At 68.3% G+C, this 12,803-nt stretch carries 15 protein-coding genes; 8 read left to right on the top strand and 7 right to left on the bottom strand.

Translation table 11 applies throughout. The features are described 5' to 3' along the window. The first annotated feature begins 13 nt into the window (after window positions 1–13). The 4 genes from BR31_RS0116885 to BR31_RS31915 are packed head-to-tail and all read left to right on the top strand — an operon-like array spanning window position 14 to window position 2,831. Window positions 14–991 carry an amino acid ABC transporter permease gene (locus BR31_RS0116885; RefSeq protein WP_027502006.1) on the top strand — a complete coding sequence of 326 codons (978 nt, stop codon included), beginning with the start codon at window positions 14–16 and terminating at the stop codon, window positions 989–991. Between the two features lie 29 nt (window positions 992–1,020). Then, window positions 1,021–1,773, top strand: coding sequence for an amino acid ABC transporter ATP-binding protein (locus BR31_RS0116880; RefSeq protein ID WP_027502005.1), 753 nt, complete (start codon window positions 1,021–1,023; stop codon window positions 1,771–1,773). 46 nt (window positions 1,774–1,819) lie between these two features. Continuing rightward, window positions 1,820–2,665, top strand: a complete 846-nt coding sequence (locus BR31_RS0116875) for an SPFH domain-containing protein (protein WP_027502004.1) — start codon at window positions 1,820–1,822, stop codon at window positions 2,663–2,665. 4 nt (window positions 2,666–2,669) lie between these two features. Then, window positions 2,670–2,831: a type II toxin-antitoxin system antitoxin gene (locus BR31_RS31915; protein WP_197023640.1), complete on the top strand. Its 162-nt coding sequence runs from the start codon at window positions 2,670–2,672 to the stop codon at window positions 2,829–2,831. Window positions 2,832–2,842: 11 nt separating this feature from the next. Here the strand turns inward: BR31_RS31915 and BR31_RS0116865 are convergent, their stop codons facing one another. Then, window positions 2,843–3,736 carry a class I SAM-dependent methyltransferase gene (locus tag BR31_RS0116865; protein WP_051637506.1) on the bottom strand — a complete coding sequence of 298 codons (894 nt, stop codon included), beginning with the start codon at window positions 3,734–3,736 and terminating at the stop codon, window positions 2,843–2,845. Window positions 3,737–3,922: 186 nt separating this feature from the next. Here BR31_RS0116865 and rpsA point away from each other — a divergent pair, with 186 nt between their 5' ends. After that, window positions 3,923–5,398 carry a 30S ribosomal protein S1 gene (rpsA, locus tag BR31_RS0116860; RefSeq protein WP_027502002.1) on the top strand — a complete coding sequence of 492 codons (1,476 nt, stop codon included), beginning with the start codon at window positions 3,923–3,925 and terminating at the stop codon, window positions 5,396–5,398. A gap of 74 nt (window positions 5,399–5,472) precedes the next feature. On the opposite strand, the gene BR31_RS0116855 is transcribed toward rpsA, so the two are convergent. Beyond that, a complete protein-coding gene (locus tag BR31_RS0116855) occupies window positions 5,473–5,718 on the bottom strand; it encodes a hypothetical protein (RefSeq protein ID WP_027502001.1) in 246 nt (81 codons plus the stop codon). A gap of 123 nt (window positions 5,719–5,841) precedes the next feature. After that, on the bottom strand, window positions 5,842–6,054 hold the full coding sequence (locus tag BR31_RS0116850; RefSeq protein ID WP_027502000.1) for a hypothetical protein: 213 nt from the start codon (window positions 6,052–6,054) through the stop codon (window positions 5,842–5,844). 124 nt (window positions 6,055–6,178) lie between these two features. Here BR31_RS0116850 and coaE point away from each other — a divergent pair, with 124 nt between their 5' ends. Continuing rightward, window positions 6,179–7,399, top strand: coding sequence for a dephospho-CoA kinase (coaE, locus tag BR31_RS0116845; RefSeq protein WP_027501999.1), 1,221 nt, complete (start codon window positions 6,179–6,181; stop codon window positions 7,397–7,399). Window positions 7,400–7,439: 40 nt separating this feature from the next. On the opposite strand, the gene BR31_RS0116840 is transcribed toward coaE, so the two are convergent. Further along, window positions 7,440–7,949, bottom strand: coding sequence for a ribonuclease FAU-1 family protein (locus BR31_RS0116840; protein WP_027501998.1), 510 nt, complete (start codon window positions 7,947–7,949; stop codon window positions 7,440–7,442). Between the two features lie 80 nt (window positions 7,950–8,029). On the opposite strand from BR31_RS0116840, the gene uvrB reads away from it, so the two are divergent. Both uvrB and BR31_RS0116830 read left to right on the top strand, forming a co-directional pair. Continuing rightward, entirely contained in the window at window positions 8,030–10,192 is a 2,163-nt protein-coding gene (uvrB, locus tag BR31_RS0116835) for an excinuclease ABC subunit UvrB (protein ID WP_027501997.1), read from the top strand. 70 nt (window positions 10,193–10,262) lie between these two features. Next, complete coding sequence (locus BR31_RS0116830; RefSeq protein ID WP_027501996.1) at window positions 10,263–11,129, top strand: SCO6745 family protein; 867 nt, start codon at window positions 10,263–10,265, stop codon at window positions 11,127–11,129. Window positions 11,130–11,145: 16 nt separating this feature from the next. Here BR31_RS0116830 and BR31_RS0116825 read toward each other — a convergent pair whose 3' ends face one another. The 3 genes from BR31_RS0116825 to BR31_RS0116815 all read right to left on the bottom strand — a co-directional run. Then, window positions 11,146–12,042: an ABC transporter permease gene (locus BR31_RS0116825; protein WP_051637504.1), complete on the bottom strand. Its 897-nt coding sequence runs from the start codon at window positions 12,040–12,042 to the stop codon at window positions 11,146–11,148. Next, window positions 12,039–12,458: an ATP-binding cassette domain-containing protein gene (locus BR31_RS0116820; RefSeq protein WP_156042524.1), complete on the bottom strand. Its 420-nt coding sequence runs from the start codon at window positions 12,456–12,458 to the stop codon at window positions 12,039–12,041. Before BR31_RS0116820 ends, BR31_RS0116825 begins: the two co-directional genes overlap by 4 nt. A 29-nt stretch (window positions 12,459–12,487) precedes the next feature. After that, window positions 12,488–12,803: integrase core domain-containing protein (locus BR31_RS0116815; protein WP_037176991.1), on the bottom strand; the 316-nt coding region annotated here is incomplete at its 5' end.

Genomic DNA, 12,803 nt, shown 5'->3' with positions numbered 1-12,803 from the left:
AAGGCGGGCACCGATGCCAGAGACAGCGGCCGGGGAACCGGCACCGATCAAGGCCGTGCCGCTGCGCCGGCCGGGGCGGTGGGTCGCCGCCGCGGTCGTACTGGGCCTCCTCGGCCTCTTCGTGTACGGCGCCGCGACCAACGAGGCCTTCGGCTGGGACGTGTACGGCCGCTACCTGTTCGACGAACGGATCACCAAGGCCGCGTGGGTGACCGTGCAGCTGACGGTGCTCGCGATGGTTCTCGGCGTCGTGCTCGGCGTGATCCTGGCGGTGATGCGGCTGTCACCGAACCCGGTCCTCAAGACATTCGCGTGGGTGTACCTGTGGATCTTCCGCGGTACCCCGGTCTACGTCCAGCTGGTCTTCTGGGGTCTGTTCCCGTCGATCTACAAGACCCTCGACCTCGGGATCCCGTTCGTGCACCAGTTCGTGAGCATCGAGCTGCAGGGCATCGAGGCGGGGTTCCTGTTCGCGATCATCGGGCTCGGTCTCAACGAGGCCGCGTACATGGCCGAGATCGTCCGGGCCGGCGTGAACTCGGTGCACGAGGGCCAGAGCGAGGCGTCCACCGCGTTGGGCATGTCGTGGTCGCAGACCATGCGCCGCACGGTGCTCCCGCAGGCCATGCGGGTGATCATCCCGCCCACAGGCAATGAGCTGATCAGCATGCTCAAGACCACCTCACTGGTCTCGGCGGTGCCGTTCAGCTTGGAGCTGTACGGCCGCCAGCGCGACATCGCGGGCGTCAACTTCGAGCCGATCCCGCTGCTGCTGGTCGCCGCCACCTGGTACCTGGTGATCACCAGCATCCTGATGGTCGGTCAGTACTACCTGGAGAAGCACTACTCGAAGGGCGCCACCCGCACGCTCACCGCCCGCCAGCTGCAGGCACTCGCGGACGCGCAGGGCAAGCCCGTGGTGCTCGGCACCACCACGGCCACCCCGGCGGCGGACGAGCTGCCCGACACCCCAGGAGGCGAACGCAAGTGACCGACAAGACGAGCACTGCTGTCCCGCCGATGGTGAAGGCGGACCGGGTCTGCAAGAGCTTCGGCGCGCTCAAGGTCCTCAACGGCGTCACCCTCGAGGTCGGTCGTGGTCAGGTGCTGTGCCTGGTCGGCCCCTCCGGTTCGGGCAAGTCGACGTTCCTGCGCTGCATCAACCACCTCGAGCAGGTCAATGCTGGCCGGCTGTACGTGGACGGCGAGCTGGTCGGCTACTCCGAGCGCGGCGGCAAGCTGTACGAGCTGCACCCGCGCCAGGCGGCCCGGCAGCGCCGGGACATCGGCATGGTTTTCCAGCATTTCAACCTGTTCCCGCACCGCACCGCCCTCGAGAACATCATCGAGGCGCCGATGCAGGTGAAGAAGGTCCGCAAGAAGCAGGCCGTCGAGCGCGCCCGCGACCTGCTCGATCAGGTCGGGCTCAGCGCGAAGGCGGACGCCTATCCCGCGCAGCTCTCCGGTGGTCAGCAACAGCGGGTGGCGATCGCGAGGGCGCTGGCGATGGACCCGAAGCTGATGCTGTTCGACGAGCCGACCTCCGCGCTCGATCCGGAGCTGGTGGGGGAGGTGCTCGGGGTGATGAAGAACCTCGCCAAGGAAGGCATGACCATGGTCGTGGTGACCCATGAGATGGGTTTCGCCCGCGAGGTCGCCGACGAGCTGGTGTTCATGGACGGCGGGGTGGTCGTCGAGTCCGGCGACCCGAGGGAGATGCTCGCCAACCCGCAGCACGACCGGACCAAGCTGTTCCTGTCCAAGCTGCTCTGAGCGCTTGCTATCGTGGTGATATCACTTCGATAGCAAAGGCGGGGACATGGAGCGTCAGGCGTTTCGGTTGAACGGGTTCGCGGTGTTGCTCGGACTGGTTGCGCTCGCGGTGGTGGCCGCGGCGGCAACGGTCGCGGGTCCCGTCGGACTCGGGGCTGCGATCGTGCTCGCGGTGGTCGTCGTGCTCCTGGCGACCGGCTTCACGGTGATCAACCCGAACGAGGCCAAGGTCGTCCAGTTCTTCGGCCGCTACGTCGGCTCCGTTGCCGACGCGGGCTTCCAGTGGGTGGTCCCGCTGACCACCAAGCGCCGGGTCACGCTGCGGGTGCGCAACTTCGAGACCTCGAAACTGAAGGTCAACGACGCGGCGGGCAACCCGGTCGAGATCGCCGCCGTGGTCGTCTACAAGGTCGTCGACAGCGGCAAGGCGACCTTCGCGGTCGACGACTACGAGGAATACGTCGCGATCCAGTCCGAGGCCGCGGTCCGGCACCTGGCCACCACGCATCCCTACGACTCGGACCAGACGCACGGCACGAGCCTGCGCGACGGCGTCGAGGTGGCCGCCGAGCTCACCGCCGAGCTCAGGGATCGGACCGAGCTGGCAGGCGTCGAGGTGATCGAGGCCCGCATCACCCATCTCGCGTACGCGCCGGAGATCGCGCAGGCAATGCTGGTGCGGCAGCAGGCGGCGCAGGTGGTCGCGGCCCGCACGATGATCGTCGAGGGCGCCGTCGGGATGGTCGGCCTCGCGCTCGATCGCCTCGGCGAGCAGGGCGTCGTCGAGCTCGACGAGGAACGCAAGGCGAACATGGTGTCCAACCTGCTGGTGGTCCTGTGCGGGGACAAGGCCACCCAGCCCATCGTCAACGCGGGCTCGCTGTACTCCTGATCCCATGGTCGAACGGAAGAAGGTGCTGCTGCGGCTGGACCCGGCCGTGTACGACGCCATCGCCAAGTGGGCGGCCGACGACCTGCGCAGCGTCAACGCGCAACTGGAATACGCCCTGCGGCGGGCGCTCGACGAGGCAGGCCGCAGGCCCCGCGACCCCGACTGACCCGTGCGGGGTCAGTCGGGCTTGCGGCTGACGAAGATCGCGGTGCCGGGAAAGATCTGCCCGCGCAGCGGGCTCCACTGGCCCCATTCGCGGTCCAGCCACTCCGGCCAGTCGGGTTCGACGATGTCGCGCACCTCGAGGCCTGCCGCGACGAGTTCGCGCACCCGGTCGCCGATCGTGCGGTGGTGCTCCACGTAGGTCGGCCTGCCCTCGTCGTCGACCTCGACGTAGGGCGTCCGGTCGAAGTACGGCATCGTCGCCGTGAGGCCCTTCGGGCCGGGGTCGTCGGGGAAGATCCAGCGGATCGGGTGGTTCACCGCGAACACCCACAGCCCGCCGGGGCGCAGCACCCGGGCCACCTCGCGCATCACGAGTGCGGAATCGGCGACGAACGGAACCGCGCCGAAAGCGGAGCAGACGATGTCGAAGCTCTCGTCCGCGAACGGCAGCGACTCCGCGCCCGCCTGGACGAGCGGCACCCGCGGCCCGCCCTTGGCCATCGCCTCGACGCCGCGCGTGAGCATGCCCATCGACAGGTCCAGCCCGACCACGCGCGCGCCCTGGCCCGCGAGCCAGCGCGCGCAGGGCGCCGAGCCGCAGCCGACCTCGAGGACGTCGCGGCCCGTCACGTCGCCGAGCAGGCGGACATCGCCCTCGTGCAGTCCTTCCGGGCACCAGATGAACTCGCCGGCCGCGGAGTCCACGCCGAGGAAGTCGCCGTGCGTGCGGTGGTAGTCGGCGGCGTCGGCATCCCACCAGGCCCGGCTGGCGCGCTCGCTGTCGGCGGAGTCGAGGCGGTCGCGGCTCACGCCACTGGTCCCGAGGATCGAATTGGCCTCGCCGTGACGGTCGTCCGGATCGGCCTGCGGTGTGATGTCAGTTGCGTCATTCGTCGACCCCGGCATGGGCTCCACAGTAGGGTTCCCCGTCGACGTCGGTGCATCCGGGTTTGCCCAGCTCGCTACAGGTCGCGTACCCTAATCCACGCGAGTGTCTGCCGTACGGTGCCGGATTCGGCGCTGCGGTGGGGATTCGTGAGTCTGACAGAACACCATCAACCGACTACCCAACCGTCCGGAGCAACTCAACACATGCCCTCCACCACCGTCACCTCGCCGCAGGTAGCCATCAACGACATTGGCTCCGCCGAGGATTTCCTCGCCGCCATCGACGCCACGATCAAGTACTTCAACGATGGTGACATCGTCGAAGGAACCATCGTCAAGGTCGATCGCGACGAGGTCCTGCTCGACATCGGTTACAAGACCGAAGGCGTCATCCCTTCCCGCGAGCTCTCGATCAAGCACGACGTCGACCCCAATGAGGTCGTTTCCGTCGGCGACGCCGTCGAGGCTCTTGTTCTCACCAAGGAGGACAAGGAAGGTCGACTGATCCTGTCGAAGAAGCGCGCACAGTACGAGCGCGCCTGGGGCACCATCGAGGAGCTCAAGGAGAAGGACGAGGCCGTCAAGGGCACCGTCATCGAGGTCGTCAAGGGCGGCCTGATCCTCGACATCGGCCTCCGTGGCTTCCTGCCCGCGTCGCTGGTCGAGATGCGTCGTGTCCGCGATCTGCAGCCGTACGTCGGCAAGGAGATCGAGGCCAAGATCATCGAGCTCGACAAGAACCGCAACAACGTGGTCCTGTCGCGTCGTGCATGGCTTGAGCAGACCCAGTCCGAGGTCCGCAGCGAGTTCCTGCACCAGCTCCAGAAGGGCCAGGTCCGCAAGGGCGTCGTGTCCTCCATCGTCAACTTCGGTGCCTTCGTGGACCTGGGTGGCGTCGACGGCCTGGTGCACGTCTCCGAGCTGTCCTGGAAGCACATCGATCACCCGTCCGAGGTCGTCGAGGTCGGCAACGAGGTCACCGTCGAGGTTCTCGACGTCGACCTGGACCGCGAGCGCGTCTCCCTCTCGCTCAAGGCGACGCAGGAAGACCCGTGGCGTCAGTTCGCCCGCACCCACGCCATCGGCCAGATCGTGCCCGGCAAGGTCACCAAGCTCGTTCCGTTCGGCGCCTTCGTTCGCGTCGAGGAGGGAATCGAGGGCCTGGTGCACATCTCCGAGCTGGCCGAGCGCCACGTGGAGGTTCCGGACCAGGTTGTCGGCGTCGGCGACGATGCCCTCGTCAAGGTCATCGACATCGACCTCGAGCGTCGTCGTATCTCGCTGTCGCTGAAGCAGGCCAACGAGGACTACAACGCCGAGTTCGACCCGTCCAAGTACGGCATGGCCGACTCGTACGACGAGCAGGGCAACTACATCTTCCCCGAGGGCTTCGATCCCGAGACCAACGAGTGGCTCGAGGGCTTCGACAAGCAGCGTGAAGAGTGGGAAGGCCGCTACGCCGAGGCCGAGCGTCGCCACAAGATGCACACCGCTCAGATGGAGAAGACCGCTGCGGACGAGGCCGCCGAGGCTGCCAACGCCGCCGCAGGCTACTCCTCCGAGACCGGTTCCTCCGACGCCGGCGAGTCCGCCGGTGCCGCTCAGGAATCCGCTGGTGGCTCGCTCGCCAGCGACGCGCAGCTCGCCGCTCTCCGCGAGAAGCTGTCCGGCAACGCGTGACACGATGACCCGCTAGCCGGGTCTCACAGAACAACCCCGGTCCGTACAGGGCCGGGGTTGTTTTGTCTCTCCGGTCAGGCCCCCGGGCTGGAAGCGAGTTCGTCGATCATGGCGGCCTTCTCCACCAGATCGTGCTCGGTGGGGTTGTCGCCGTCCGGTAGTTCCCGGCGGAGGTCCTCGAGGGTGACGAGCACCCAGGAGGAACGCTCGGCCACCTCGTCTCCCGAGAGAACCTTGATCGAGCCCTCCTCCAGCACCAGCGCGGGTTGTGAGAGGGAGCTGGCCAACAGCAGTCGCAGATCATCGGCTTTGACAGTCATGTCACCAACGGTAGGACGCCGTCGCGGCGGACGCATTCGAATCCGCGTACGCATAACAGACGAGTGACCCCGCCCGGATTCGGGCGGGGTCACTCGTGATGGTGTGGGAGCCGGGGAGCCCGATCAGCTCACTGCGGCAGGAGCCCAGGCGCTCTGCATGACGGCGGTGCGCTTGCGCATCGTCGCGAAGCTGTGGCGCGCGGGGCTGATCATCTGCGTGAACCAGTTGCGACGGTGCTCGGCCAGAGCGGTGGCGACCTCGGGAATCAGGATGCAGTGCACCCCGTTGACGATGCCCAGACGGTGCCGACCCTGAAGGATGTAGTGGCTTTGCATGGAATTCCCTTTGTCTCGAGATGGGTGGCCTGGCGCGTCTGCACGTAGGATACCGATTTCCGGGTAAACCTGGTGCATTTGGGGCTGGTGTGCTTCGGCGTGTTCAGATGTCAGACTGGTATGCGTGCTGAGAATCGGCCTCACCGGAGGTATTGGAGCGGGTAAGTCCACGGTGTCGAGGATCCTCGCGGATCTCGGTGCCGTGGTTGTCGACAGCGACGTGGTGGCCCGCGAGGTGGTGGAACCGGGAACCGAGGGCCTTGCCGCGCTGGTCGCGGAGTTCGGTGACTCGATCCTGCAACCCGACGGCCGGCTGGATCGGCCCGCCCTTGCGGCCGTGGCATTCGGCGACGACGAGTCGAGGGCCCGTCTGAACGCGGTGGTCCATCCGCTGGTGGGCAGGCGCACGACCGAGCTCGTCGAGTCCGCCGCGGCGGATGCCGTGGTGGTGCAGGACATTCCGCTCCTCGTCGAGGGCAGGATGGGTGCGCTGTTCAATCTCGTCCTCGTCGTCTACGTGGACGCGGAGGAGCGGGTGCGACGTCTGGTCGAGCTGCGCGGTATGCCGGAGCACGATGCGAGGGCCCGCCTGGCGGCGCAGGCCACCGACGACCAGCGACGAGCCGCGGCGGACGTTTGGCTGGACAACAGCGGTCCACAGGGCGGCCTGGACGCCGAGGTGAAGGCGTTGTGGGAGCAGCGGCTGGTGCCCTTCGAGGAGAACCTGCGGACCGGAGCGGTGGTCCGGGTCCGGCCCGTTCTCGCGCCGGCCGATCCGTCCTGGCCGGATCAGGCACGGCGGCTGATCGAGCGCCTGTGGCTGGCCTGCGGCGCGGGTGCCCTTCGTATCGACCACATCGGTTCGACCTCGGTGCCTGGTCTCGAGGCCAGGGACGTGATCGACGTACAGATCACCGTCTCGAGCATCGCCGCCGCGGACGCGCTCGCGGGCCCGCTGGCCGCGGCCGGGTTCCCGCTGATCGAGTCGATCACCCGCGACGATCCGAAGCCGGACTACGCCATCGGTGGTGAGTCCGATCCGGCGCTGTGGGACAAGCGCACCCACGGCGGCGCCGATCCCGGCAGGCCCGTGGAGATCAGCCTGCGCGTCGACGGCTGGCCGGGCCAGCGCTTCGCGCTCCTGCTTCGCGACTGGCTGCGGGCCGACGCCACCGCCCGGGCCGAGTTCCTCGAGGTCAAGCAGGTCGCGGTGCGCTGGGCGGCCGCCGACACGCGCGAGCCCGCCGCCACGGCCACCTACGCCGCGGCGCTCGACCCGTGGTTCGACGCCGCGTACCGACGGTCGATGGAATGGGCCGAGCGGACCGGCTGGTCGCCCTCATGAAGAGCGCGGTCGGCGCCTGCTGATCGGCGTCCCGACTCGCTCAGCGCCAGCTGATCGGCATCCCGACCGAGGCGAGCCAGGCGTCCAGGTCGTGTCCGTGTGCGGCGATCCCGTCCGCCGCGGTCACCGCCCTGTGGATCGCCAGCTCGGTCGTCGCGGCGTCGAGCAGGCCTGCCGAATGCGCGGCGATCAGTTCGTCCACGTCCAGTAGTTCGGTGTCGCGCCCGGTGCGCACCACCAGGTCCAGGTAGTGGTCCTCGGACCGCCAGACCCCTGCTCCCGCGGTGAACTCGCCGATGTCGACGTAGTGGTTCTGATCCCGTGCGTGATACGGGTGGTAGTGGAAGATCGACGCGCGCAGGCCGAGGGCAGGCAGCAGCCACGACTCCAGGTAGTGGAAGTGGGCATGGTCCGAGGTCCTTGCCATGTACAGGCCCCACGGTTCGAGCCGGTAGTGGTCCACCGGTCGCACGAACCCCTTCGGATCGGTGTTGGTCTTGTCCGCGAGCGAGAAGGACTCGATCTTCGGGGCGTGCACTTCGCCGTCCATGGCTGTTGAACCTACCGGGCGGGCCATCCTCCCGACGACGGTGCCGGGAGGATGTCGGTGCCCCGGCTTACCCTGGTTCCATGGCTTTCGCATCCGAGCATCCCGTGGTGGCGCACTCCGAGTTCCGGCCGGTCGGCGACATCGAACGGTCCGAGGCCCGGTTCGAGGTGGTGAGCCCGCACCAGCCGGCAGGCGACCAGCCCGCGGCGATCGCGGAACTCGAGCGACGGATCCGGGCGGACGAGAAGAACGTGGTGCTGCTCGGTGCCACCGGCACGGGAAAGTCGGCGACGACGGCCTGGCTGATCGAGAAGCTGCAGCGTCCGACCCTGGTGATGGCACCGAACAAGACCCTCGCCGCGCAGCTCGCGAACGAGCTGCGAGAGATGTTGCCGAACAACGCAGTCGAGTACTTCGTCTCGTACTACGACTACTACCAGCCCGAGGCGTACATCGCGCAGACGGACACCTACATCGAGAAGGACTCGTCGATCAACGACGACGTCGAGCGGCTACGGCACTCCGCCACCTCCAGCCTGCTCTCGCGTCGTGACGTGGTGGTGGTCGCGTCGGTGTCGTGCATCTACGGTCTCGGCACCCCGCAGTCCTACCTGGACCGGTCGATCCAGCTCGACGTCGGCGTCGAGGTGCCCCGCGACGCGCTGCTGCGCCTGCTGGTCGACGTGCAGTACAACCGCAACGACCTGGCCTTCACCCGCGGCTCGTTCCGGGTGCGCGGGGACACGGTCGAGATCATCCCCTCGTACGAGGAGCTCGCGATCCGCATCGAGTTCTTCGGCGACGAGATCGAGGCGCTGTACTACCTGCACCCGCTGACCGGCGACGTGGTCCGCCAGGTCGACTCGCTGCGGATCTTCCCGGCCACCCACTATGTCGCGGGCCCGGAGCGGATGGAACGGGCGGTCAAGGACATCGAGGCCGAGCTGGAGGAGCGGCTCGCCGACCTGGAGGGGCGGGGCAAGCTGCTCGAGGCGCAGCGGCTGCGGATGCGGACCAACTACGACATCGAGATGATCAAGCAGGTCGGGTTCTGCTCCGGGATCGAGAACTACTCGCGGCACATCGACGGCCGCGGTGCCGGCACCGCGCCGGCCACCCTCATCGACTACTTTCCCGAGGACTTCCTGCTGGTCATCGACGAGTCGCACGTCACCGTTCCGCAGATCGGCGCGATGTACGAGGGCGACATGTCCCGCAAGCGCAACCTCGTCGAGTTCGGGTTCCGGCTGCCCTCGGCAACCGACAACCGCCCCCTCACCTGGGAGGAGTTCACCCAGCGGATCGGGCAGACCGTGTACCTGTCGGCAACCCCTGGCAAGTACGAGCTCGGCCAGGCGGGCGGCGAGTTCGTCGAGCAGGTCATCCGGCCCACCGGTCTGGTGGATCCGGAGGTGGTGGTCAAGCCAACCAAGGGCCAGATCGACGACCTGGTGCACGAGATCAGGGAGCGCACCGACAAGGACGAGCGGGTCCTGGTGACCACCCTGACCAAGAAGATGGCCGAGGACCTGACCGACTACCTGCTCGAGCTGGGGATCCGGGTGCGCTACCTGCACTCGGACATCGACACCCTGCGCCGGGTCGAGCTGCTCCGGCAGCTGCGGCTGGGGGAGTACGACGTGCTCGTCGGCATCAACCTGCTGCGCGAGGGCCTCGACCTGCCCGAGGTGTCGCTGGTCGCGATCCTGGACGCCGACAAGGAGGGCTTCCTGCGCAGCTCCACCAGCCTTATCCAGACCATCGGCCGCGCGGCCCGCAACGTCTCGGGCCAGGTGCACATGTACGCGGACAAGATCACCGACTCGATGGCCCACGCCATCGAGGAGACCGATCGCCGCCGCGAGAAGCAGATCGCCTACAACCGGGAGATGGGCGTCGACCCCCAGCCGCTGCGCAAGAAGATCGCCGACATCCTCGACCAGGTGTACGAGGAGGCCGATGACACGGCCGCGGGCGTGGACGTCGGCGGTTCGGGGCGCAACGCCAGCCGCGGGCGCCGTGCCCAGGGCGAGGCGGGCCGGGCGGTCAGCGCGGGCGTGTACGAGGGCCGCGACGTGAAGTCGATGCCGCGGGCGGAGCTGGCGGATCTGGTCAAGGAACTGACGGACCAGATGATGAACGCGGCGCGCGAGCTGCAGTTCGAGCTGGCCGGGCGGCTGCGCGACGAGATCCAGGACCTGAAGAAGGAGCTTCGGGGTATGGACGCCGCCGGCCTCTCGTAGGCAGGTTTGGCCCGGGTCGCGCACCGACCGGACGGGGACGCTACGGTCGGCGCCCGCTACGGTCGAGCCCATGGACGCACGGACCGCGGGGCAGACAGCCCGGACCCTTGATCTGATCCACGGCATGTCGTACTTCGCGCCGGAGGTGAACGAGAGCCTCGTCGCGGCGGGCCTGAGCCCCGGCCGGATGTGCTATTTCGCGGGGCGGTCCGCGGCGATGGGCGCTGTCGGGGCCGGGGTCGTCGCCGCGACCTTCTACAACTTCAACCCCGAGGCGATCACACCGGTGATCCCGATCGCCTGGACGCAGGCACCGCCCGCGGACGTCGTGGCGGCCAGGTACCGCGGGGTGGACGCGGCGATGCGACGGATCTTCGGCGCGGAGTCGATCGGCTCACCGGAGTTCGAGGAGGCCGCGGCCCTGGCCGCCGCCGCGGCGCGCTCGATCCCCGATGCGGCCGGTCGGCCCCTGTACGCCGGGCACGCCGAGATCGAGTGGCCGTCCGAGCCGCACCTGGTGCTGTGGCACGCGCTGACGCTGCTGCGTGAGTACCGAGGCGACGGCCACATTGCCGCCCTGCAGACCGCGGGACTCTCCGGGATCGAGGCGCTGGTCTCGCACACGGCCACCGGCAACGGGTTCCAGGAGCAGTTCGCCAGGTCCCGCCGCGGGTGGTCCGACGAGCAGTGGCGCGCGGCGGTCGACTCGCTGACCGATCGTGGTCTGCTCGGCGGCGGTGGCGAGCTCACCGGCGCAGGCTGGGAGTTGCGCGAGTGCGTCGAGGAGCTGACCGACGAGATGGCGGTGGCGCCGTGGGCGGTGCTCGGCGAGGACGGCGTGGCGCGCCTGCTCGAACTCGGTACCGACCTGCGGGCGGTCCTGGTGGAGCAGGGTGTGTTCCCGGACGGGGTCTACGAGTCCGCGGTCTCGCGCTGACCGTGGCCGGGCGCGGTCAGCTGGTGATGTCCTTGACCGCGAATCGCTGCCAGGCCAGCAGACCGAATGCCGCCGCATACGCCAGCGCCGAGAACGACCCGACCACGATGTCGTGCCAGTCGACCGTCGGTGCCAGGAGCCGGGTCCAGGCGAAGGAGAAGTGCCCGGGCAGGTAGTCCCGCCAGTGCCCGAGGGCGGTGATCTGGTCGAGGATCTGCACGAGGATGGACACCATCACCGTGCCGCCCACCGCGCCGAGTGGGGCGTCGGTGAGAACCGAGAGCAGCAGGGCCAGGCCCGCCACCCAGGTGAGGTTCACCGCGATGAACGCGAGCGCGGCCAGCAGTCGTCCCACCGCCTCGCCGTACCCGAGCGAATCGCCGAACGGGGTCACCAGCGGCCCCGTCCCGTACAGGGCGGTGCCGAGCGTGAGCGCCACCCCGAAGAGGATCAGGATCGCCAGCGCGGACAGCGCAGCGGACACGATCGCCTTCTGCTGCAACAGCCGGCTGCGGGGGACCGGGATGGCCAGCAGGTACCGCAGCGAGGACCAGGACGCCTCGCTCGCGACGGAATCGCCGAAGAACAGCGCCACCACCACGATCAGCAGGAAACCGACCGACATGAACAGGCAGAACACGGTGAAGTTCACCCCGCCCCTCGTGCCGAGTTCGATCAGGTCGACCGCGCCGGACCCGGAGTCCGACCCGCCGATGGCGAACGCGACCGCGAGGATCACCGGCAGCAAGGCCAGGAATCCGAGCGCCAGACGGGTTCGCCTGCGCTTGAACTGGCGCTTGAGCTCGGTGCGCAGCGGCAGGGTGTGCGTCGCCCGGTAACCGGCCGCCCTGCCGTCGGCATGGGATGCGACGGTGCCGCCGTCGGCATCGGACGTGACGTGCTTGCCGGTCATGCGTCCTCCCTGTCGTTCTCGCGGTGGTCCGAGATGTCCACGAGCCGGAGGAACACGTCCTCCAGGCGAGTCGTCTTCGACAGGCCCTGTACGCCGATGCCAGCGCCGACGAGGGCCCGCACCAGCACTGCCGGGTCGGACCCGCCGAGATCGACTCGCAGCCTTGGATTCTCGCCCTCGATCAGGCGCACGGGCCCGAGCCCGTCGACCGCCTCGAGGACGGCGGCCGCCCCGGCCGGGTCGTCGACGCGGAGCTCGGTGGCGCCCTCGGCGGAGGTGAGCTCCTCGACGGTGCCGGAACTGATCACCCGGCCGTGGTTCATCACCACCACGTCGGTGCAGGTCTGCTCGACCTCGGCCAGCAGGTGGCTGGAGACGAGGACGGTGCGTCCGGTGCGCGCGTAGTTGATCAGCACCTCCCGCATGGTGCGGATCTGGGGCGGGTCTAGCTGTACTGCCCAGGGACGTTGGTCAAGCGGCTGAAGGGAACGTGCCTGCCGATGGCTGAGTGTTGCCGGTGGTGATTGTAGGTGTGCAGCCACCCCGGCAGCGCGGTCCGTCGGGCTTGTTCTGACTGATAGTGGCGTGCGAACGCCCCTTCAGCGGCCATCGTGCGGTGGAAGCGTTCGATCTTGCCGTTTGTCTGTGGCCGGTAGGGACGGGTGTATTTGGGTTTGATGTCCAGTTCGGTGCAGGTCTGCTTCCACAAGGCGGATCGGTAGCAGCTCCCGTTGTCGGACAGGACCCGTTCGATGGTGACG

The sequence above is a fragment of the Rhodococcus sp. UNC363MFTsu5.1 genome, from assembly GCF_000686785.1.
Lineage (GTDB): Bacteria > Actinomycetota > Actinomycetes > Mycobacteriales > Mycobacteriaceae > Rhodococcus_G > Rhodococcus_G maanshanensis.
The sequence above is the reverse complement of the archived record's forward strand: the minus strand, read 5'-3'. Positions and strand labels throughout refer to the sequence as shown.

Coding starts and splice junctions, on each gene's coding strand:
- BR31_RS0116885 (WP_027502006.1), top strand. CDS start 14: ATGCCAGAGACAGCGGCCGGGGAACCGGCACCGATCAAGGCCGTGCCG.
- BR31_RS0116880 (WP_027502005.1), top strand. CDS start 1,021: ATGGTGAAGGCGGACCGGGTCTGCAAGAGCTTCGGCGCGCTCAAGGTC.
- BR31_RS0116875 (WP_027502004.1), top strand. CDS start 1,820: ATGGAGCGTCAGGCGTTTCGGTTGAACGGGTTCGCGGTGTTGCTCGGA.
- BR31_RS31915 (WP_197023640.1), top strand. CDS start 2,670: ATGGTCGAACGGAAGAAGGTGCTGCTGCGGCTGGACCCGGCCGTGTAC.
- BR31_RS0116865 (WP_051637506.1), bottom strand. CDS start 3,736: ATGCCGGGGTCGACGAATGACGCAACTGACATCACACCGCAGGCCGAT.
- rpsA (WP_027502002.1), top strand. CDS start 3,923: ATGCCCTCCACCACCGTCACCTCGCCGCAGGTAGCCATCAACGACATT.
- BR31_RS0116855 (WP_027502001.1), bottom strand. CDS start 5,718: ATGACTGTCAAAGCCGATGATCTGCGACTGCTGTTGGCCAGCTCCCTC.
- BR31_RS0116850 (WP_027502000.1), bottom strand. CDS start 6,054: ATGCAAAGCCACTACATCCTTCAGGGTCGGCACCGTCTGGGCATCGTC.
- BR31_RS0116840 (WP_027501998.1), bottom strand. CDS start 7,949: ATGGACGGCGAAGTGCACGCCCCGAAGATCGAGTCCTTCTCGCTCGCG.
- uvrB (WP_027501997.1), top strand. CDS start 8,030: ATGGCTTTCGCATCCGAGCATCCCGTGGTGGCGCACTCCGAGTTCCGG.
- BR31_RS0116830 (WP_027501996.1), top strand. CDS start 10,263: ATGGACGCACGGACCGCGGGGCAGACAGCCCGGACCCTTGATCTGATC.
- BR31_RS0116825 (WP_051637504.1), bottom strand. CDS start 12,042: ATGACCGGCAAGCACGTCACGTCCGATGCCGACGGCGGCACCGTCGCA.